The sequence below is a fragment of the Nonomuraea sp. C10 genome (genome assembly GCF_008017515.1).
Taxonomy (GTDB): Bacteria; Actinomycetota; Actinomycetes; order Streptosporangiales; family Streptosporangiaceae; genus Nonomuraea; species Nonomuraea ferruginea.
On the sequence record NZ_VPFF01000001.1, the window covers coordinates 1787510 to 1809728 of the forward strand.

The following is a 22219-nucleotide window of genomic DNA, read 5'->3' on the forward strand; positions in this document are numbered from 1 at the left end:
GAAAGCGCTTTCCCGAACCGTACGGCGGAGCCGCCTGAGGCGTCAAGAGCCGCTCAGCCCTCGCTCGCGGACTCCAGCCTGGCCAGCGCCTTCGCGATCGGGTGGGCGGTGAGCGAGAGCTGCCACTCGCGGGCGCCGAGCTTGCGCAGGCGGGCGGCGACGCTCTCGTCGGTGATGTCCTCGGGCGGCTCCCACGTGAGCCTGCGCACCGCGTCGGGCTGCAGCAGGTTCTCCGTGGGCATGCGGTGCTCCTCGGCCAGCGCGGCCACCACGGCGCGCGCCGCCGCGAGCCGCTTGGCGGCGGCCGGGTCGCGGTCGGGCCAGCGGTTGGCCGGCGGCGGCCCGTCGCCGGGCGTGCTCGGCTGCGGGAGCTGGCTGTCGGGCAGGTTGCGCGCCCTGGCCACGGCGGCCAGCCAGTCGTTCATGTGGCGGCGGGCGCTGCGCCCGGTGAAGGCGGTGATCTCGGTGAGCGCCTTCTTGGTGCGGGGGACCTCCAGCGCGGCCGTCACGATCGCGGCGTCGGGCAGCACCCGGCCGGGGGCCAGGTCGTTCTCGCTGGCGATCCGGTCGCGCATGGTCCACAGCTCGCGCACGATGGCCAGGGCGCGCACGTTGCGCACCTTGTGGATGCCCGACGTGCGCCGCCACGGGTCGGCCCGCGGCATCGGCGGCGGCGTGTTGAGCACCGCCTCGAACTCCTCGCGCGCCCACTCCAGCTTGCCGGCCTCCGCCAGTTCGCGGTGGAGCGCGTCACGGAGCTCCACCAGCACCTCCACGTCGAGCGCGGCGTAGCGCAGCCACGCCTCGGGCAGCGGCCTGGTCGACCAGTCGGCGGCCGAATGCCCCTTCTCCAGCCGCAGGCCCAGCACGGTCTCCACCATCGTGCCGAGCCCCACCCGCTCGTAGCCGAGCAGCCGGCCGGCCAGCTCGGTGTCGAAGATGTAGCGCGGCCGGAACCCCAGCTCCAGCAGGCACGGCAGGTCCTGGGACGCGGCGTGCAGCACGATCTCCGTCTCGGCGACGGCCGCGTCGAGCCCCGACAGGTCGGGGCAGGAGACCGGGTCGATCAGCGCGGTGCCGGCGCCCTCGCGGCGCAGCTGCACGAGGTAGGCGCGGTTGCCGTAGCGGTAGCCGGAGGCGCGCTCGGCGTCGACGGCCACCGGCCCGGAGCCGGAGGCGAACGCCTCGACGGTGCGGGAGTAGGCGGCGTCGTCGGCCACGATCGGCGGGATGCCGTCGCGCGGCTCCAGGAGCGGGACGACGGTTCTCTCTTCGGTCATGAGGTCACCGCCCTCGTGACACCGGTGCTGTGTTGTCTGGTGCCCTCACGTCGTTCGGTCACTCTCCGGATCTTCGGGTCTGCGGGGCATGGCGGCCACGTCAGGGGGAAGCGGCGGGATCCCGGCAGCCACGCACATGAGGTCGCACCAGGCGGCGACATGTCCGGACAGATCCTCCTGCGCGGGGGACCAGGACGCCCGCAGCTCGAGCTCGGTGGTGACCGGATCGTCGGCCTTGTTGCCGAAACCCTCGGACACCGCTCTTGTCACGGTACCGCCGGCGGCGGAGTAGTCGGCGTGGTGAGCGTCGAGCGCTTCGGTCAGCCAGCTCCACGCGACCGGCCCGAGCATCGGATCGGAGGTGATCTCCGGCTCCATGTCGGCCCGCACGTAGGCCACCAGCCGGAACGGCCCGTCCCAGCCGCGCTGGCCGTCGGGGTCGTAGAGCAGGATCAGCCGGCCGACCGCCAGCTCGTCGTCGTCGCGGTAGACCGAGGCGCCGATGGCCGCCGAGTGGGGGGCCAGGCGCTGCGGCGCGGGCAGCTCCTCCAGCTCGATCTCCGGCCTGACCTCGGCCGGACGCAGGCTCTCGACCGCGCGGAGGAACGCCGCGGGAGCCGACGGCCCGTCACCGAGGGTCATAGTCGAAGAGTAGGCCGGAGCGGGACGGAAGGGGACCACGGGGGTGCTCATCGTGCGTGGTCACACCGTCGCCAGCAGGCGGACCGGGCGGGCGGTCTGAGCCGAACCGAGGAGGATCGCGTGGCCGCACGAGACGCAGGCCCACTCCGGGCACTCGCCCGGCTCGTGCCCGTCGGCGCAGCCCGGCTGCTCGAACGGCCGCTCGCCGGCACAGGACGCGCAGTGCTCGCTGCGGCACTCCGCGGAACTCCACAACGCTGTCATGAACCGGGGCCTTTCTTCGGGTCGTGGCTCCGACGGTGGCACGAGCGACTGACATTTCCGCGCAACGCGCTCGGCGTGTCCCGAAAGTGGATGCCGAATCGATGCCGCGCGGCGCCTTTGCCGATAATTGGCCCACCCGAGACCGGCATCCTGCCGTCCCGAGGGGCGACCTCGACCCCGCGGGCCGGCGTTGAAACGTCCACCCCCACATCTGATCATGAATCGGGGGTGAACCGGCGGGATTTTCCGCACAACGCGCCGATGGCGGGACCGCCACCCCGTCATGGCACCCTTGAAGGGTGAACCTCGACGACTCCGCCTTCCTGCGCGCCTGCCGCCGCCAGGAGGTCCCGCACACCCCTGTCTGGTACATGCGCCAGGCCGGGCGTTCGCTGCCCGAATACCTCAAGGTGCGCGAGGGCGTGCCCATGCTCGCCGCCTGCGCCACGCCCGACCTGATCGTCGAGATCACCATGCAGCCGGTCCGCCGCTACGGCGTCGACGCGGCCATCTTCTTCAGCGACATCGTGGTGCCGCTCAAGGCCATCGGCATCGACCTCGACATCAAGCCGGGCGTCGGCCCGGTCGTCGCCGACCCGATCCGCGACCGGGCCGGGCTCGGCGCGCTGCGCCCGCTGGAGCCCGGCGACGTGCCGTACGTCACCGAGGCGATCGAGGCGCTCACCGGCGAGCTGGGCGGCACGCCGCTGATCGGCTTCGCCGGCGCCCCGTTCACGCTCGGCTCCTACCTGATCGAGGGCGGGCCGTCCAAGAACCACGACCGCACCAAGGCCATGATGTACGGCGAGCCCGAGCTGTGGCACGACCTCATGGACCGGCTGGCCGGCATCGTCCTCGAACACCTGCGCATCCAGATCCGGGCCGGCGCCTCCGCCGTCCAGCTGTTCGACTCCTGGGTGGGCGCGGTGGCGGCCGACGACTACCGCGAGTTCGTGCTGCCTCACACCCGCCGCATCTTCGAGGGCCTGGCCGGCCTGGGCGTGCCGCGCATCCACTTCGGCGTCGGCACCGGCGAGCTGCTGGGGCTGCTCGGCGAGGCGGGGGCCGACGTGGTCGGCGTCGACTGGAGGGTGCCGCTCGACGAGGCGGCCCGCCGGGTCGGGCCGGGCAAGGCGCTGCAGGGCAACCTCGACCCGGCCGTCCTGCTGGCCCCGTGGGAGGTCGTCGAGCGCAAGGCCCGCGAGGTGCTGCGGCGCGGCGCGGCGGCCGAGGGCCACGTGTTCAACCTCGGCCACGGGGTGCTGCCGTCCGTCGACCCCGATCAGCTCAAGCGGCTCACGGACCTGGTCCACGAGTTCTGAGCGGGTCAGGCCGCCGACGGGTCCGGCGCGGGTGTCCTGCGACGTCGCCGCCGCCGTACCATCACCAGCGCGAGCACGACCGGCGGGGTGATCACCGCCAGCCACGGCAGGGCCGCCCCGAGCGCCGTGACCAGCACCATCAGGAAGTCCACGAGAGATTCCCAGCCCACGCGCAGGCCGCCGAGGAACCCCGCGGGCTCGTCGGCCGGCAGCGCCACCGCCGCGGCCGGGCCCACCAGCCGCAGCGTGAGCGTGGCCATGGCGGTCTGCTCGGCCAGGCTCTTGCGCTGGGCCTGCAGCGACTCCAGGTCGGCCGCGCGGGTGGCGATCTCGCGCTCCACGTCCAGCACCTGGCCGATCGTGTCCGCCTTGGTGAGCAGCGTGCGCAGCGACTCCAGCGCCCGCTCGGCCGACTTCACCCTGCTCTCCACGTCGGCCACCTGGACCGTGACGTCCTCCGTCTCCTGGTTCAGCGACAGCCGCTCGCCCAGGTCCCGCCCGAGCCGGGTCAGCACGTCCGGGTAACGCGCGGGCGGGATCTTGAACTCCAGCTCCGCCGACGCGCTCGCCCGCTCGGACGACCGGCTCTCCTCCTTGGCCAGATGGCCGCCCGCCCCGGTGACGGCGTCCTTGGCCTGCTGGGCGGCCGCCGTCACGTCCTTGACCCGCACCGTCATCCGGCCGGTGTAGATGACCTGCCGGTCCTGCCGGGTGACCTCCACCCCGGAGGCGGGGTTGCGCCCGCCTGAGTCCTGCTTCTGGGCTTCGGCCCTGGCCGGAGCCTCCGAGGCCATGACGGAGGCCTCGCCGGTCGCGTAGGCCGGGGCGGCCGCGGAGTCGGCCGCCGACCCGCCGCCGCCGGCGCAGCCGGTCACCAGCAGGGCCGCGCACCCCGTCACCAGCGCGGCGATCATCTGTGCTCTCCTCATGCCCCTGAGACGGCTCCCGGCCTGGGCCGGTTTGATGGCAAGGATCACGTTACGGTCACGCCCCCGAGCAGCTGACCGGCCCTCCGGGGCGGTAGCGTCGGAAAGCGTGGAAGGTAATCGGGCACACGTGGCCGTCATCGGCGGCGGGATCTCCGGCCTGGCCGCCGCCTGGCACCTCAGGCAGAGCGCGGGCGAGCGGGTCAAGGTGACGGTGGTCGAGGGCGCCCCCCGCATCGGCGGCAAGCTGTACGCCACGGAGGTGGCCGGGGTGAGCCTGGACGCCGGCGCCGAGGCCATGCTCGCCAGGCGGCCGGAGGGCAAGGACCTCGCCGGGGCGGTCGGGCTCGGCGACGACCTGATGACCCCCGGCGCCGCCTCGTCGGCCATCTACACCAGGGGCACGCTCCGGTCGCTGCCGAAGGGCCAGGTCATGGGCGTGCCGTCCGACCTGGCCGAGCTGGCCAGGTCCGGCATCCTGTCGGCGGGCGGCCTGCTGCGGGTGCCGCTCGACCAGATCATGCCCGCGACCCTGGTCCGCACCGACGTGTCCGTCGCCGCCTACATCCGGGCGCGGATGGGCGGCGAGGTGCTCGACCGGCTGGTCGAGCCGCTGCTGGGCGGCGTCTACGCGGGCCGCTCCGACATGCTCTCGCTGGAGGCGACGATGCCGCGCGTCGCCGCCGCGGCCCGGGCCGAGCGCTCCCTGCTCGCCGCCGCCCGCCACATCGTGGCAGAGACCCCGAAGGACGCCGGCCCGGTCTTCACCACGCTCCGCAACGGCATGGGCAGCCTGCCGGAGGCCGTCGCCAAGGCGTCCGGGGCCGACGTCAGGACCGGCGTCACCGTACGCGAACTGCACCGCACCCCGCACGGCTGGCGGCTCGTCGCCGGGCCGGTGCCGAGGCCCGAGACCATCGAGGCCGACGCGGTGATCGTCGCCGTGCCCGCCCCCGCCGCGGCCCGCATGCTGAAGGCCGAGGTGCCGGGGGCGGCCGCCGAGCTGGCGCGCGTCGAGTACGCCAGCATGGCCGTCGTCACCCTCGCCTACCCTGCCGGCGCCTTCCCCGAGCGTCCCGCGCGCAGCGGCTACCTGGTGCCGCCGGTCGAGGGGCGGGCCGTCAAGGCGGTCACGTTCAGCTCGGTCAAGTGGCCCCACCTCTCGCGCGACCTCGTGCTGGTGCGCTGCTCGATCGGCCGGATCGGCGAGGAACACCTGCTGCAACGCGACGACGCGGAGCTGGTCTCGGTGGCCATGGCCGAGATGAGCGAGGTCATGGGAGCGCGCGGGCTCCCGCTCGACACCCGCGTCACCCGGTGGGGCGGAGCCCTGCCGCAGTACAACGTGGGTCACATCGACCGGGTGGCGCGCGTGCACGCCGCCGTCGCCGGGCAGCCGGCGCTGGCGGTGTGCGGGGCCGCCTACGACGGGCTGGGGATCCCCGCCTGCCTGGCGACCGCGCGCACGGCCGCCTCCCGGATCCTGGACCACCTGTCCCGACGAGGAGAATCGACATCATGACGCAGGACGCAGCGCGGCCGAAGGCCCGCGATCTCAATCAGGTGATCCGCTACACCATGTGGTCGGTGTTCCAGGCGAGCGCGCCTGTCACCGGCGCCCGCGACGCGGTCGGCGAGGAGGTCGAGGAGCTCCTGGAGCAGGCCGCGGGCAAGGACGTCGTCACCCGGGGCCTCTACGACGTGGGCGGGTTCCGCGCCGACGCCGACTTCATGTTCTGGTGGCACGCCCCGACGGCGGAGGCCCTGCAGGAGGTCTACTCCCGCTTCCGCCGCACCGAGCTGGGCCGCCACAGCCGCCCGGTCTGGTCGGCGATGGCGCTCCACCGGCCTGCCGAGTTCAACAAGTCGCACATCCCGGCGTTCCTGGCCGAGGAGGAGCCGCGGGCCTACGTGTGCGTCTACCCGTTCGTCCGCTCGCTGGAGTGGTACCTCCTGGAGGACTCCGAGCGCCGGGCGATGCTCGCCGAGCACGGCCGGATGGCGCGCGACTACCCCGACGTGCGGGCCAACACCGTCTCCTCCTTCGCGCTCAGCGACTACGAGTGGATGCTGGCGTTCGAGGCCGACGAGCTGCACCGCATCGTCGACCTGATGCGCACCCTGCGCGGCGCCGAGGCCCGGCGGCACACCCGGCTGGAGATCCCCTTCTACACCGGCACCCGCAAGCCGGTCCGCGAGCTGGTGGCCGATCTGCCCTGAGCCTTCCCGGCTGTCTCAGCGGGTGACCGCGTCCTGCTCGGCGTCCGGCGACTCCGCGGCCGGCGGTTCGTCCGGGCGGCCGGTGCCGAGGACGAGCGCCGCCAGCAGCACCACCGCGCAGACCACGCCCAGCATCACCCGGTAGTCGAGAGCCGCGATCAAGCTGGCGCCCACGGCGATGGAGGCGACCTGCGGCACGGTCACCCCGAACTCGAACGCGGCGAAGACGCGTCCGCGCAGGTCCTCCGGGGTGCGCCGCTGGAGCGAGGTGGTGGCGCCGATGACGATCCACGGCGCCGCCACGCCCAGCACCAGCATGCCCGCGATGACCACCGGGGCGATCGGCACGGTCAGCAGCAGGCTGCTCGCGCCGACCATGACGAGCGCGACGACCACCAGCCCCCGCTCGCCGGCGCGGCGGATCACCCCGCCCGCGAGCGCGCCGCCGGCGATGGTGCCGACCGCCTGCGCCCCGGCGAGCACGGCGAGGAAGGTGGCCTGGCGCGCCAGCCCCTCGGTGACGACGGCGATGGCGATGGACTCGAAGAAGCCGATGACGAGCATCGTGAGCGCGCAGGCGATGACGAGCCTGCGCAGGTTGGCGGCGTCGCGCAGGAAGCGCAGCCCGCCCGTGGTCTCGGCTATCAGCGACTGGCCGGTCCTGGTGGGGCGCGGCTCGGAGACCCGGATGAGGAGTACGGCCACGGCCGCCACGACGAAGACCACCGCGTCGATCACCACGACGACCTGGGCGCCCTGCCAGACGAACACCCCGGCGCCGATGATCGGGGCGAACACCCGCAGGAGGCCGCGCATCGCCTGCACCGTGCCGTTGGCGTCGCCGAGCTGGTCTTCCGGGACGACGGCGGGCAGGAGGGCGTTCTGCGCGGGTCCGGTGACGCTGCCCAGCGCGCCGTACAGGAACATGATCACGTAGACGAGCCAGACGTCGTCCCGGTCGTCGACCAGCAGGAGCAGGAGGACGACGGCCGCCGAGGACAGGTACGAGGCGGCCAGGAGCGGGCGGCGGCGGAAGCGGTCCACCAGCAGGCCCGACAGGGGTAACACCAGGCTGCCGCCGGCGAAGGCGAACATGACGAGCCCGGCGGCTGGCGTGCTTCCCGTGAGCGTTTTCACCCAAATGGCCATTGCCAGGAATAGCGCGTAGTCGCCGAGATTGGAAAGCACGTCACCGAGAATGTAGAAGCGCATCTGCGGGCGCTTGAGTAGTTGCGCCATTTTCGGCTCTCTTCCCATCGCGGCTGCTTATCGGGCGTCACTGTAACACCGGCCGGAGGCGGCCCGGCCCAACCTGGCGCGAACTTGCCACCTTGCCGTCCCCCTGCTCGTGGCGGGGCGCGACCCCGGGATAGCTTCCTGCTCAGCACGCGGAGTTTCGTGGAATTCCCACTCTTGCGAATTGGCGTGGTCCACATGGAAAATCAGATATTCGAGGCCGCGGAACGGCTCGCGGATAAACTCGACGTCCCTTCCGGTGCGGTGGTCGCGGCGGCCGGGCTGGTGGTGCTCGCCCGCCGGGCCGGCGCCGATGAGCTGAGCGGTGAGATCTGCGGGCACGAGGTCCGGCTGCCGTGGCGGGCGCCCCTGAGCGCGGTGGCCGGGCACGCCGCGGCCGTGCCCGGGGTGGCCGGTCCTGTGGTGCCGGTGAGCGCGGGCGGGCGGACGCTCGTGGCCGACCTCGGCGCCCGCTCCGTCGAGGCGGAGCCGCTGCTGCGCGGGCACCTGGCCGCCGTCCTCGCCGCGGACGCCGAGCAGCCGGCGGGGCGGGCGTGGCTGTGGGGCGAGGAGGACGAGCGCGTCGTCGCGGGCGCCCACACCGAGCGCGCCTGGGACACCGACCGCACCGTGGCGTCGATGATCCGGGAGCACATGGTCTCCCGGCCCGGCGAGGTGGCCGTCGAGCAGGGTGGCGAGGTCGTCACGTACCGGCGGCTCGGCGAGCTGACGGCGGCCGTCGCCGCGGGCTTCGCGCGGGCCGGGGTCGCCCGTGGCGACCTCGTCGGCATCGGCCTGCCGCGCCGGATCGAGACCATCGCGGCGCTGCTGGCCACCTGGTCGCTGGGCGCCGGCTTCCTGCCGCTCGACCCGGCGCACCCGCCGCTCCGGCTGGGCCGCCAGCTTGAGGCGGCCGGAGCGCGCTTCGCGGTGCTGCCGTCCGGCGTCGACGTCCCCGGCTGCGTCCAGCTCAGCCTGGACACCGGCGCCGAAGCCGCGGTCGCACCGCCGGACTTTCCGGTGGAGCTCGACGGCGTGGCCTACGCGCTGTCCACGTCGGGCTCCACCGGCACGCCGAAGGCGGTCGCCATCCCGCACGCCGCGCTGCGGCACTGCGTGGGCGCCATCGCTCACCTGATCGGCGCCGACCGTCCGCGCGTCACCTGCATGGCCACGCTGACGTTCGACATGTCGACCATGGAGATCTTCCTGCCGCTCGCGACCGGCGGCCGCCTCCTGCTGGTCGGCGAGGACCTGCAGCGGGACCCGGAACGACTGGCGGCCTGGCTCTCCGGCAGACGCCTGGACCTGGTCCAGGCCACGCCCACCACCTGGCGGATGACCGTGCCGTACCTGGAGCCGGGCAGCCTGGCCGGCGCGGACGTCATCGCGGGCGGCGAGGCGCTCAGCGCCGCCCTGGCCGCCGGGCTGCAGCGCACCGGAGCCCGCGTGTGGAACGGCTACGGGCCGACCGAGACCACCATCTACACGGTCCTCCATCACGTGCCCGATCCGCCGGCGGACCCGGTGCCGATCGGCAGGCCGCTGCCCGGCATCCGCGCCGCCGTGCTCGACCAGTGGGACCGCGCGGCCCCCGTCGGGCAGATCGGCGAGCTGGTGCTGAGCGGCCCGCAGCTCGCGCTCGGCTACGTCGGCGACCCCGCGCGGACGGCCGCCGTCTTCCAGGAGCATCCCGGCCTGGGCCGGGTGTACCGGACCGGCGACCTGTGCGCGTGGCGCCAGGACGGCACGCTGGCCTACCACGGCCGCGTCGACCACCAGGTGAAGCTGCGCGGCCAGCGCGTCGAGCTGGAGGAGATCGAGGCCGTCGCCGAGCGGCACCGGCAGGTCGTCAGGGCGGCGGCGGTGGTGGTGGAGCACGGCGCCAACGACAAGCGGCTGGTCCTGTACGCGCAGGCGGACGGCCTGCGCGGGGCCGAGCTGCGGGAGCACCTGGAGCAGTGGCTCCCGCGCGCGCTGATGCCGCAGCACGTCGCGATCCTGCCCGCCCTTCCCCTGACCGGCAGCCAGAAGATCGACAGGTCCGCGCTCCAGACGCACGCGGAGACCCTCGTGGAGGCGCGATGAGAATCCTGGGTATCAGTGGCCTGCACGACTCCGAGGAGTTCAAGCGGCGCGAACTGCCGGGGCTGTCGGAGCGGGAGTACCGCATCAGCCAGGGCCGCGACTCGGCCGCCGCGCTGGTCGTGAACGGCCGGATCGTGGCCGCCGCGGCCGAGGAGCGGTTCACCGGCGACAAGTCCACCGGGAGCTTCCCGGTCAACGCCATCAGGTTCTGCCTCGACAGGGCCGGGCTCGGCCTGGACGACCTGGACCTGATCGGCCACGGCTTCGCCCACGAGCGGTCCGAGCTGGAGTCCGGCGACGGCTACCTGGCCAGGCGCTTCACGGAGGTGTACGACCCGGAACGCCAGGTGGGCTGGTTCGCAGAGCACTTCCCCGGCGCGGCGGTGCGCTCCCGCTTCACGCCGGTCCCGCACCACCTGGCCCACGCGGCCAGCGCCTACTACGTGAGCGGGTTCGACGACTGCCTGGTGCTCGTGGCCGACGGCCGGGGCGAGACCGACAGCCTGACCGTGCTCGCCGGGACCGGCGGCAAGCTGGAGGTCCTGCACACGGTCCCGGCCATGCACTCGCTCGGCACCCTCTACGGCGTGTTCACGCTGTACCTGGGCTTCGAGATGGCTCTCGACGAGTACAAGATGATGGGCCTGGCGTCGTACGGCGACCGCACCCGCTACGAGCGCGAAATGCGGCAGCTGGTGCGCCTGCGCCCCGGCCCCGAGTTCGCCCTCCCGCTGCTGGCCCGCGACGGCGACCTGCTGCAGCGCGAGACGCACCGGGGCGTGCTGGCCGTACTGGAAGAGACGTTCGGACCGGCCAGGGAGCCGGGCGGGCCGATCGAGCGGCGGCACATGGACGTCGCGGCGGCGGCGCAGGCGGCGCTGGAGAACTGCCTGCTGCACGTGCTGCGGCACTTCCGCCGCCAGACCGGGCTGCGGGACCTGTGCTACGCGGGCGGTGTCGCGCTCAACTGCACGGCCAACGGGCTCATCCTGCGCAGCCGCCTGTTCGACCGGGTCTTCGTGCCGCCGGGCGCGGGCGACGACGGGACGGCGGTGGGCTCGGCGCTCTACCTGCACGCGACGCGCAAGCCGGAGACGCCGATCCAGCCGATGCGGATGCCGTACTGGGGCACCGCGTACGAGTCCGGCGAGATCGCCGAGCACCTGGCGGCCAGGGAGGACGTGCGGGCCCGGCGGGTGACGGACGAGGCGGAGCTGCTGGCGGAGACCGCCGAGGCGCTGGAGCGGGGCGAGGTGGTGGCCTGGTTCCAGGGCGGCATGGAGTTCGGCCCGCGCGCGCTCGGCTGCCGCAGCATCCTGGCCGACCCGCGCGAGGCGCGCATGCGCGACCACATCAACAACCTGATCAAGAAGCGGGAGGACTTCAGGCCCTTCGCCCCGGTGGTGACCGAGGCGGACGCGTCGACGTTCTTCGAGATCGGGCGCGGGCGGGAACGGCAGTACGCGCACATGCTGTTCACCACGCGCACCCGCCCCGAGCACCGCGACCGGCTGGGCGCCGTCACCCACGTCGACGGCACCGCCCGGGTCCAGGCGGTCGGGCCCGACGCCAACCCCCTCCTGCACGGCCTCCTGGAGGCCTTCGGCGCGCGCACCGGGATGCCCGTGCTGCTGAACACCTCGTTCAACATGCGCGGCCAGCCGATCGTGCGCACGCCGCGCGAGGCGGTCGACACCTTCCTGCGCGCCGGCCTGGACCGGTTGGTCATCGGCGACCACGTGGTGCTGCCGGGGGGCACGTCGTGAACCGCGCGACCACGCTCCCGGCCGACGTCGCGCCGACCGTACGGCCCGGCTACGTCCGCGGGCACCTGTCGGCCGGCCTCTCCGTCCCGGCGGCACCGGGGACGCCCCTGGCCTGGCTCGCGGCGGCGGCGATGGCGTTGATCGCCGCGCCGGACTCGGACGAGGTCATGGTGGGCGCGGTGGGCGCGGCGGGCACGGCGGGCGCGGCGGACGCCGGGCTGGTGGCACTGAGATCCGCCGTGGGTCCCGGCATCCGGCTGGACGACCTGTTGAGCTCCGCCTCGCGCGACGGCGCCCGGCTGGGCGGGGACCGGGACGACGAGCCCCGGATGCTCGTGGCGGCCGGGATCGGGTGGGCCGAGGCCCAGCGGGTGGCACTGGAGCTGCGTGACTGCGACTGCGTGTTCCTGCTGAACGACGCCGCGGACGGCTGGCTGCTGGAGTGCGACTACGACGCCGACCGCTACACCGAGCCGGCGATGCGCTGGCACCTGGACCGCCTGGAGACGCTCCTGCTGCTCCTCGCCGAGGAGCCGGACACGCCGCTGGCGGATGTGGTGGTCGCCGCCGAACCGGTGGCGGCGCCCCGGGACTGGGACGAGATCCCCTACGTCGCACCGCGCACCCCCACCGAGCGGAAGCTGGCGGCCATCTGGGCCGAGGTGCTGGAGGTCCCCAGGGTCGGCGCCGACGACGACTTCTTCGCCGTCGGCGGCCATTCCATCCTGGCCGCCATGGCGCTGAGCAGGATCCGCGCGGCCTTCGAGGTCGAGGTGCACTTCGACGAGCTGTTCACCGCCCCGACGCTGGCCGCCTGCGCCAAGGTCGTCGAACGCGCCGCGGCCGGCCCGGCCCGCCCGCTGACCGGCGCGTCCGGGCCCGCCGTGGCGTCGCTGGAGCAGGAGCGCCTGTGGTTCCTGGAGCAGTGGCGTCCCGGCACCGCCCTCTACAACGTGCCGCTGGTGCTGGAGCTGACCGGACCGGTGGACCCCGGCCGGCTGGGGGAGGCGCTGCAGCGCGTGGCGGACCGCCATCCGGCGCTGCGCACCGCGTTCGAGAGCGTGGACGGCCGGCCGCGGCCGCTGACCCGCGACGCCGAGGTGCCGTGGCGGCGGGAGGAGGCCGACGACCGGGCGCACGCCTGGCGGCTGGTGCGCGAACACGTCGCCGAGCCGTTCGACCTGAGCGTTCCGCCGCTGGTCAGGGGAGGGCTGGTCAGCTTCGCGGCGGACCGGCACCTGCTGTACCTGTGCATCCACCATCTGGCCGTCGACGGCTGGTCGCTGGGTCACCTGCTCGACGACCTGGGCACGGCCTACCGCGGGCTGCCGCTGCCGCCGCCGGACGAGTTCGGCTACGCCGACTACGCGGCCTGGCAGCGCGGCCGTCCCGTCGCCGACGACCTGCGGTGGTGGCGTTCCTATCTGGCGGGGCTGCCGCCGGTGCTGGAGCTCCCGGGTGACCGGCCGCGCCCGGCGGTGCAGAGCTTCCTCGGCGGCACCGGACGCCGGGTGCTGCCGCCGGATCTGGCCGCGGCCCTGGCGGACTTCGCGCGGTCGCGCTCGGCGACCGTGTTCGACGTGGCGCTGTCGGCCTTCGCGCTGCTGTTGCGCCGCTGGACGGGCCGGAGCGACCTGCCCATCGCCACCCCGGTGGCGGCCAGGCCGCTGCCCGAGCTGGAGCCGCTCGTCGGCTTCTTCGTCAACACCCTGGTCGTCCGCGCCGACGTGAGCGGCGACCCGAGCTTCGCGCAGCTCGTCGAGAGGGTACGGCACAGCGCGACCGCCGCGCTCGGCCACCAGGAGCTGCCGTTCTCCCTTCTGGTGGAGGCGCTGCAGCCGGAGCGGGCGCTGAGCCACGCGCCGGTGGTGCAGGTGGCCTTCGCGCACTACCGGCCCTCGCACCACGACTGGGAACTGGCCGACGGGCTGGCGGCACGGCTGCGGCAGGCCGACACCGGGACGGCCAAGTTCGACCTCATGTTCACCCTGCACGAGGCGCCGGGGGAGATGCTGCTGGAGGTGGAGTACGCCGCCGACCTGCTGGACGCGGCCACCGCCGACCGGCTGGCCGACCAGTGGCTGGAGCTGGTGCGCGGGCTGCTGGCGGGGCCGGGGGAGCCGGTGTCGCGGATCGGTGTGCTGCCTCCCGGCCAGCGACGCCGGCTCACGAGCTGGGCCCGCGCCGCTGACGAGCAGGCGAGCTGGGACCGCGTCACGGACGCCGGTGCCACGATCCCGGAGCTGGTCGCCCGGCAGGTGGCCGATCGCGGTGACGCGGTGGCCGTGTCGGCGGGACGTGTCCAGCTCACCTACGCCGAGCTCTGGGCCAGGTCCGGAGCGCTGGCCGCACGGCTCGGGCCGCGTCGCGGCGAGCTGGTCGGCCTGGCCTGCCACCGCGGCGCCGACCTGGTCGTCGCCATGCTCGCGATCCTGCGCACCGGTGCGGCCTACGTGCCGTTCGACTCTTCCTACCCGGCGGCCCGGCTGTCCTTCATGATGGAGGACACCGGCGTGGGCACGCTCGTCGGCCACCGCGACCTGCTGGCCGCGCTGCCGCGTACGGGAACCGAGACGATCGCGATCGACGGCGACCTGAGCCCGGCGACCGGACCCGAGGTGCCGATCCGTCCCGAGGACGCCGCCTACGTCATCTACACCTCCGGTTCCACGGGCCGCCCCAAGGGCGTCGTCGTCCCGCACCGCGGCGTCGTCCGCCTGGTGCACGGCGCCGACTACGTCCCGCTGGACACCACGACCGTGCTCGCCCAGGTGTCCAACGCCTCCTTCGACGCCATCACCTTCGAGGTCTGGGGCGCGCTGGCCAACGGCGGCAGGGTGGTCGTCGTCCCGCCCGCGACGGTCCTGGCGCCGTCGGCGCTGACCGAGCTGCTCCGGGCCGAGCACGTCACCACGCTCTTCCTGACCACCTCCCTGTTCAACGCCGTCACCACCGAGGAGCCGGGCGCCTTCGCCACCGTCGACCACCTCTGCGTCGGCGGTGAAGCGCTCGACGTGGCCAGGGTGGGCGAGGTGCTGCGCGGCGGGCGCGGTCCGCGCACCCTGTACGACGCCTACGGCCCGACCGAGGTCACCACCTTCTCCGTCTGCCAACCGCTCGCCGAGCCGCCCACCACCCGGGGCCCCATCGGCCGGCCGATCTCCGGCACCACCGCTTACGTGGTCGACCTGGACACCGGTGACCTCGCCCCCGAGGGGGTGCCGGGCGAGCTGTGGCTCGGGGGCCCCGGCGTGGCCTGGGGCTATTGGCGGCGGCCCGGCGCCACCGCCGGTGCCTTCGTTGCCGACCCCTTCTCCGTCGAGCCGGGGCGACGGCTCTACCGCACCGGTGACCTGGCGCGCTGGACGCCCGCCGGGACCCTCGAATACCTCGGCCGCATCGACAGGCAGTTGAAGATCCGCGGATTCCGCGTCGAGCCCGGCGAGGTCGAGCTGGCCCTGTCGGCGCTGCCCGGCGTGCGGGCCTGCGCCGTCGTCGCGCGCAACCCGCAGGACGCCCCGGTGGAGCTGATCGCCTACCTCCAGCCCGCAGGCGGAGCCGGGCTGACGTCCGGGGCGGTGCGCGAGGCCCTGGCACGTGAGCTGCCCGATCATCTGGTGCCCGCCCACGTGATCCTGGTGGACCGGATCCCCTTCGGCCCCAACGGCAAGGTCGAGACGTCCTCGCTGCCGGTGCCCGAGGAGGGGCGCGCCGAGACCGAGGCGGTCGCCCCCGCGGGTCCGGTGGAGGAACTGCTCGCCGAGATCTGGGCCGAGGTGCTCGGCCTGGAGCGGCTGGGCGCCACCGACGACTTCTTCGAGCTCGGCGGCCACTCGCTGCACGCCGTCAAGGTCACCACTCGGGCCGAGCGCGCCCTGCGCACCTCGATGTCGGTCCGCGACCTGTTCCGGCACAAGACCGTCCGGCGTCTGGCCGCCGCGTTACGCGAGGCGGATCCCGACCGGCTGGACCGGATAGCCGCCATCGTCCTGCAGGTACGGCACGCCCGCGTGGGCGCGGAGGAAGAGATCGCAGATGCACACTGACCGCGCACAAGAGCTGCTGATCGACAAGCTGCTCGCCGAGGCAGGCCTCGGCGACACGGTCGCCGCCTCGCCGGCGGTGCCCCGCAGGCGGCCGGGCGACGACCCGCTGTCGTCCGGCCAGGAGCGGCTCTGGTTCCTCGACCAGTGGCGGCCCGGCACCCCCCTCTACAACGTGCCCGTGCTGCTGGAACTGCGCGGTCCCGCCGACCCGGAAGAGCTGCGCCGTGCCGTACAGGGGCTGGCCGACCGGCACGCGGTGCTGCGCACCGCCTTCACCGTGGGCGCCGACGGCCGTCCGCGCACGCGGGTCCACGAGCGGGCCGACGTGCCGTGGCGCCACGAGGAGGCGTCCGCCTGGGCGGACGCCACGAGGCTCGCCGGCGAGCGGGTCAGGGAGCCCTTCGACCTGGCGGCGGCGCCGCTGCTGCGCGCCGGCCTGATCAGCCGCACCGCCGAGCACCACCTGCTGTGGATCTCTTTCCACCACATCGCCGTCGACGGCTGGTCGCTCGGGCTGCTGCTGGACGAGCTGGCGGGCGGCGAGCCCGCCGAGCCTCCCGTCGAGTACGCCGACTACGCGGCGTGGGAGCGGGCCAGGCCGCTGGAGGAGGGGCTGGCCTGGTGGCGTGAGCACCTGGAGGGCCTGCCGCCGCTGCTCGAACTGCCCGCCGACCGCCGCCGCCCGCCGGTCCAGGAGTACGGCGGCGCCACCGAGCACTTCCGTCTTCTCGCCCCCGAACGGGTCCGCGACCTGGCCAGGGCGTCCGGCGCGACCGTGTTCGAGGTGCTCTTCTCGGCCTTCGCGCTGGTGCTCGGCCGCTGGAGCGGGCGCACCGACCTGGTGATCGGCACGCCGGTCGCCGGGAGGCCGGCTCCCGAGCTGGAGGAGCTCGTCGGCTTCTTCGTCAACACGCTCGTCGTCCGGGCCGACCTGAGCGGCGACCCCACCTTCGCCGAACTGCTGGAGCGGGTCCGCGAGTCGTCGGCGCAGTCGCAGGCGCACCAGCAGGTGCCGTTCGCGGCGCTGGTCGACGCGCTGCAGCCGGAGCGCGAGCTGTCACACCCGCCACTGATCCAGGTGCAGTTCGGCCTGCACAGGCAGGAGCGCTCCCGCTGGCGGCTGGGCGCCGCCGAGGCGGTCCAGCTGCCCGCCGACACCGGCACCGCCAAGTTCGACCTGACCGTCACCGTGGTCGACTGCGACGGCGAGCTGCGCGTCGAGCTGGAGTACGCGACCGCGCTCTTCGACGCCGGGACCGCGCGGCGGCTGGCCGACCAGTGGCAGACCCTGCTCGCCGGTCTGCTGGCCGCGCCCCACCTGCCCGTCTCGCGCATCAGCGCGCTGCCGGAAGCCGAGCAGCGGCTCATCGAAGGCTGGTCGGGCCCGGCCCGCCGGATCGAACCGGGCACGACCCTGCCCGGTCTGGTCGCCGAGCAGGTCAGGGCGCGGCCGGATGCCGTGGCCATCACCGACGGACCGCTGCGGCTCACCTACGCCGAGCTGTGGGAGCGGTCGGGCGCCCTGGCCGCGCGGCTGGGCTCGGGGCCGGGCGACCTGGTCGGCCTGGCCTGCCGGCGCAGCGCGGAGCTCGTCGTCGGGATGCTCGCCATCCTGCGCACCGGCGCGGCCTACGTGCCGCTCGACCCCGCCTACCCGGCGGCGCGGCTGGCGTTCATGCTGGCCGACGCCGAGCTGGAGATCGTGGTCACGCAGCGCGGCGTCGAGCTGCCGGACGGGGACCACCGCACGGTCCTGGCCGACGCGCCGGCCGCCGAGGCCGACTACGACGGCCGCGGGCCGGACCCCGGCGACCTGGCCTACCTGATCTACACCTCCGGCTCCACCGGCACGCCCAAGGCCGTCATGGTCACCCACCACAACGTGGTCAGGCTGCTGGAGAGCACCCGGCCCGCCTACGGCTTCGGCCCCGATGACGTCTGGACGCTCCTGCACTCCAGCTCCTTCGACGTCTCCGTCTGGGAGGTGTGGAACTGCCTGGCCACCGGCGGCCGGCTGGTCGTCGTGAGCCACTGGGAGAGCCGCGAGCCCGAGGCGTACTACGACCTCGTGGCCCGCGAGCGGGTGACCGTGCTGAACGCCACCCCGGCCGTCTTCCGCCAGTTCGTCGGCGTGGACGAGCGCCGGGCCGCCGAGCTGGCGCTGCGGCTGGTCGTCTTCGCGGGTGACGCGCTCGACCGGGACTCGGTGCGGCGCTGGTGGCAGCGCCACCCCGAGGACTCCCCGCGGCTGGTCAACATGTACGGCATCACCGAGACCACCGTGCACAGCACCTACGCCCCGCTCACCGGTGAACTGCTGGCCGGGCGGACGAGCCCGATCGGCGTGCCCCTGCCCGACCTGGGCATCCACGTCCTGGACCGCGACGGGCTGCCGGTCGCGGCCGGGGTGATCGGCGAGATCCACGTCAGCGGCGACGGTGTGGCGCGCGGCTACTGGAAGCGACCCGACCTGACCGCCCAGCGCTTCCTGCCGGACCCGTTCTCGGGCCGGCCGGGGGCGCGCATGTACCGCAGCGGCGACCTGGCGAGCTGGCGGCCCGACGGCACACTGGAGTTCCACGGCCGCGCCGACCACCAGCTCAAGATCCGCGGCTTCCGCATCGAGCCGGGCGAGGTCGAGGCCGCCGTCTGCGAGCACCCCCGGGCAGGCCGGTGCGTCGTCGTCGCGCACGGCTCGCCGGAGCGACGCCTGGTCGCCTACGTCGAGTCGCGCGGCGAGCTGAGCGTCGAGGAGGTGCACGAGTTCCTGGAGCCCAGGTTGCCCGCGCACCTCATCCCCTCGGTCGTGATCATCCTCGACGAACTGCCGCAGAGCCGCAACGGCAAGATCGACCGGGCCGCGCTGCCCGACCCCGCCGAGGAGCGGCCCGCGCTGGGCCGGGCCCACGTCGCGCCGCGCACGGAGACCGAGCGGGTGCTGGCCGCCGTCTGGGCCGAGGTGCTCGAACTGGAGCAGGTGGGCGTCACCGACAACTTCTTCCACCTGGGCGGCGACTCCATCCGCAGCGTCCAGGTGCTGGCGCTGGCCCGCGAGCGCGGGCTCGACTTCGAGCTGCAGCGGCTCTTCCAGCTGCCGACCGTGGCGCAGCTGGCCACCGGCATCACGCCCGCCGCGCCGGTGGAGCGGGAGCGGGAGCTGTTCGCGCTGGTGTCGGAGCAGGACCGGGCCAGGCTGCCCGAGGACGTGGTCGACGCCTACCCGATGGCCGCGCTTCAGGTCGGGATGGTCTTCCACATGGAGTCCGACGACCGCATGCTCTACCAGAACGTCGACAGCTTCCACCTGCGGGCGCCGTGGGACGAGCAGGCGTTCCGCGAGGCGACCGCGCAGGTGGTGCGGCGCCACGACATCCTGCGGACCTCGTTCCACCTCAGCGGCTACAGCGACATGCTGCAGCTCGTCCACCGCGCCGCCGAGCTGCCGATCGAGGTGGCGGACCTGCGCGGGATGGACGCCGAGGAGCAGGGGCGGATCATCGGCGAGCTGGTCGACCGGGAGCGCGAGCGCCCCTTCGACCTGGCCAGGCCTCCGCTGTGGCGCTTCTTCGTCCACCGGCGCGGCGACGACACCTTCCAGTGGACGCTGGTCGAGCACCACGCCATCCTCGACGGCTGGAGCCTGCACTCGACGATCGCCGAGATCCTGGAGCGATACCTCGCTCTGCTGAAGGACCCCGCCGCCGCGGCCGAGCCGCCTCCGGCCTCCACCTACCGCGACTACGTCGAGGCGGAACGGCAGGCGGTGGAGTCGGGCGAGGAGCGCGCCTGGTGGAGTGAGCGGCTGGCCGGCCTGGAGCGGCTGACGCTGCCCCGCTGGCCGGTGGAGTGCCCCGCCGACGAGATCGACCCGGCGTACACGGTGGAGGACTGGACCCTTCCCGAGGGCAGCAGCGAGTTCTACGCCTGGCGCGAGACCAAGATCCCGGCCGATCTGTGCCAGGGGCTGGAGCGGGTCGCCGAGCAGCTCGGGGTGCCGTTGAAGAGCGTGCTGCTGGCCGTGCACCTGCGCGTGCTCGCCTACCTGGCGGGTACCGAGGACGTCGTCACCGGCATGGCGTTCAACGGGCGGCTGGAGGAGGCCGACGGCACCGAGTCGCGCGGCCTGTTCCTCAACTCGCTGCCGATCAGGGCGCGGGTCGGCGGCACCTGGGCGGAGCTCATCAGGGCCGTCTTCGAGGAGGAGAACGCCCTGCTGCCGCACCGCCGCTTCCCCATGTCGCAGATCCAGCAGCTGGTGGGCGGCGGCCCGCTGTACGAGACGCACTTCGTCTACAACCACTTCCACGTGCTGAAGGACGTGCTCGACGGCGGCGAGGTCGCCTTCGTCGACCCCAAGCTGGACGCCTTCACCACGGTGCGGGTCGAGCCGACCAACTACCCGTTCGTCTGCGGCTTCCTGCGCAACCCGCGCTCGGGCACGGGGCTGCTGATGAGCCTCGACTTCCACTCCGGCGAGTTCGCGCCCGAGCAGGTCCGCCGCATCCGCGACTCCTACCTGACCGCCCTGCACCAGGTCGTCGCCGCCCCCCGGTCGCCGGTCGCCGCCGCGTCGCTGGCCGCCCCGGCCGAGCTGGCGCAGGTGGAACGCTGGAACGCCACGCGACGCCCGGCGCCGCTGGAGCGGTCGCTGGAAGAGCTGGTGGCCGAGCACGTACGGCTCAGGCCGGGAAGCGTGGCCGTGGTGGACGGAGACGTACGACTGAGCTACGCGCGGCTGTGGGAGCGCGCGGGAGCGGTCGCCGGGCGGCTCCGCGAGGCGGGCGTGCGGCCCGGCGACCTCGTGGGGCTGTGCGCCGAGCGCTCGGCCGACCTGGTCACGGCGATCGTCGGCATCCTGCGGGCGGGCGGGTCGTACGTCCCGCTCGACCCGTCGTACCCCGCGGAGCGGCTGTCGTTCATGCTGGCCGACACCGGCGCGGGCGTGGTGCTCGGGCACCGCCGCCTGCTGGCCGGCCTGCCGCTCTCCGAAGGACAGGGCATGCCCCTGGAGGACATCGCCGAGCAGACCGGCACGGTGGAGGGGACGGGCCACGGCGGCGGCGACCGGGTGGCGACCGTCGTCTACACCTCCGGCTCCACCGGCAGGCCCAAGGGCGTCGCGGTGGCGCACCGCGGCATCGTGCGCCTGGTGTGCGGCACCGACTACGTGCGGCTCGGCCCCGACAGCGTGGTGGCCCAGCTGTCGAACGCCTCCTTCGACCCGCTGCTGTTCGAGCTGTGGGGCGCGCTGCTCAACGGCGGCCGCCTGGTGATCGTCCCCAACGAGACGGTGCTGTCGCCGCCCCGCCTGGCCGAGCTGGTCAAGACGGAAGGCGTCACCACGCTCGCCCTGGTCACCGCGCTGTTCAACTCGGCGGTCGGCGCCGAGCCCACCGTGTTCTCCACCGTCGGCCAGGTCTACATCGGCGGCGAGCGCGTCAACCTGGCCAGCCTGCGCCAGGCGGATCACCCCGGCCTGCACAACATCTACGGCCCGACCGAGGTGACCAGCATCTCCACCTGCCTGCCGCTGGCGGACATCCCCGCCACCAACGGCCAGATCGGCCCGCCGATCGCCAACACCCAGGCCTGGGTCGTGAGCACGACCCTCTCCCCGGCCCCTGTCGGCGTGCCGGGCGAGCTGTGGCTGGGCGGCCCCGGCGTGGCCGTCGGCTACTGGCGGCGGCCCGGCCTGACCGCCGACCGCTTCGTCGCCGACCCGTTCTCCGGCACGCCGGGGGCCCGGCTCTACCGCACCGGCGACCTGGCCCGCTGGCGGCCCGACGGCACGCTGGAGTTCCTCGGCCGCCGCGACCACCAGGTCAAGGTCAGGGGCTTCCGGGTGGAGCTGGGCGAGGTGGAGGCGTCACTGGCCGCGCACCCGGCGGTGGCCACGTGCGTGGTGACCGCGCCCGCGGGCAGGCTTCTCGCCTACGTCCAGCCGAACGCGGCCGTCAGCGCCGAGGAACTGCTCGGCCACCTCGCCGAACGGCTGCCGGAGCACATGGTCCCCACCACCGTCATGATCATGGACCGGCTCCCGCTGAACCCCAACGGCAAGATCGACCGCGCCGCGCTCCCGGTCCCCGACGCCGACCGGCCCGCCGCCCGCACCCCGTACGTGGCGCCCCGCGACCCCGTCGAGGAGGCGATCGCGGACATCTGGCGCGACGTGCTGCAGATCGAGCGGCCCGGCGTGGAGGACGACTTCTTCGAGCTCGGCGGCAACTCGCTCGACGCCGTCCAGATCGCCTTCCGCATCCGCACCGCGTTCGGCGTGGATCTCGGCATCAAGCAGATCCTGGCCGAACCCCGCATCTCGGCGCTGGCCGTACGTCTCGCCGCGGAGCTCGACCGGCTCGTCCTGGCCCTGCCGGACGACGAGCTCGCGCGGCTCCTGCCGTCCGAGTCATGAGAGGACCCGCACGC

General features: G+C 73.9%; 12 protein-coding genes. 7 read left to right on the top strand and 5 right to left on the bottom strand.

Annotated features, from left to right (window positions below; genetic code table 11):
• Nucleotides 1-53: 53 nt before the first annotated feature.
• Genes FR742_RS08055 through FR742_RS08065 form a run of 3 tightly spaced genes read right to left on the bottom strand, consistent with a single transcriptional unit; the run spans nt 54 to nt 2186 of the window.
• Nucleotides 54-1280, bottom strand: coding sequence for a ribonuclease D (locus tag FR742_RS08055; RefSeq protein ID WP_148030360.1), 1227 nt, complete (start codon nt 1278-1280; stop codon nt 54-56).
• Between the two features lie 45 nt (nt 1281-1325).
• Entirely contained in the window at nt 1326-1922 is a 597-nt protein-coding gene (locus FR742_RS08060; protein ID WP_148030361.1) for a DUF3000 domain-containing protein, read from the bottom strand.
• A 60-nt stretch (nt 1923-1982) separates the two neighbouring features.
• The gene (locus FR742_RS08065; protein WP_148030362.1) at nt 1983-2186 is read right to left on the bottom strand and encodes a hypothetical protein; all 204 of its coding nucleotides are present in this window, start codon (nt 2184-2186) and stop codon (nt 1983-1985) included.
• Nucleotides 2187-2509: 323 nt separating this feature from the next.
• Here FR742_RS08065 and hemE point away from each other — a divergent pair, with 323 nt between their 5' ends.
• Nucleotides 2510-3508 carry a uroporphyrinogen decarboxylase gene (hemE, locus tag FR742_RS08070; protein WP_222709112.1) on the top strand — a complete coding sequence of 333 codons (999 nt, stop codon included), beginning with the start codon at nt 2510-2512 and terminating at the stop codon, nt 3506-3508.
• Nucleotides 3509-3513: 5 nt separating this feature from the next.
• On the opposite strand, the gene FR742_RS08075 is transcribed toward hemE, so the two are convergent.
• Nucleotides 3514-4422, bottom strand: coding sequence for a DUF4349 domain-containing protein (locus FR742_RS08075; RefSeq protein WP_187281039.1), 909 nt, complete (start codon nt 4420-4422; stop codon nt 3514-3516).
• 121 nt (nt 4423-4543) lie between these two features.
• On the opposite strand from FR742_RS08075, the gene hemG reads away from it, so the two are divergent.
• Both hemG and hemQ read left to right on the top strand, forming a co-directional pair.
• Nucleotides 4544-5956, top strand: a complete 1413-nt coding sequence (hemG, locus tag FR742_RS08080) for a protoporphyrinogen oxidase (RefSeq protein ID WP_261808409.1) — start codon at nt 4544-4546, stop codon at nt 5954-5956.
• The gene (gene hemQ / locus FR742_RS08085; RefSeq protein WP_148030366.1) at nt 5953-6654 is read left to right on the top strand and encodes a hydrogen peroxide-dependent heme synthase; all 702 of its coding nucleotides are present in this window, start codon (nt 5953-5955) and stop codon (nt 6652-6654) included. The genes hemG and hemQ overlap by 4 nt, the downstream gene beginning before the upstream one ends.
• A 15-nt stretch (nt 6655-6669) precedes the next feature.
• On the opposite strand, the gene FR742_RS08090 is transcribed toward hemQ, so the two are convergent.
• On the bottom strand, nt 6670-7911 hold the full coding sequence (locus FR742_RS08090; protein WP_148030367.1) for an MFS transporter: 1242 nt from the start codon (nt 7909-7911) through the stop codon (nt 6670-6672).
• 177 nt (nt 7912-8088) lie between these two features.
• On the opposite strand from FR742_RS08090, the gene FR742_RS08095 reads away from it, so the two are divergent.
• From FR742_RS08095 to FR742_RS08110, 4 genes are read left to right on the top strand one after another with little or no spacing between them, the layout of a single operon-like run.
• Nucleotides 8089-9978 (top strand): amino acid adenylation domain-containing protein, encoded by a 1890-nt coding sequence (locus tag FR742_RS08095; protein ID WP_148030368.1) that lies wholly within the window; start codon nt 8089-8091, stop codon nt 9976-9978.
• Entirely contained in the window at nt 9975-11744 is a 1770-nt protein-coding gene (locus FR742_RS08100; protein ID WP_148030369.1) for a carbamoyltransferase C-terminal domain-containing protein, read from the top strand. The genes FR742_RS08095 and FR742_RS08100 overlap by 4 nt, the downstream gene beginning before the upstream one ends.
• Nucleotides 11741-15790, top strand: coding sequence for a non-ribosomal peptide synthetase (locus tag FR742_RS08105; protein WP_148030370.1), 4050 nt, complete (start codon nt 11741-11743; stop codon nt 15788-15790). Before FR742_RS08100 ends, FR742_RS08105 begins: the two co-directional genes overlap by 4 nt.
• On the top strand, nt 15780-22205 hold the full coding sequence (locus FR742_RS08110) for a non-ribosomal peptide synthetase (protein ID WP_148030371.1): 6426 nt from the start codon (nt 15780-15782) through the stop codon (nt 22203-22205). Before FR742_RS08105 ends, FR742_RS08110 begins: the two co-directional genes overlap by 11 nt.
• Nucleotides 22206-22219 lie beyond the last annotated feature (14 nt).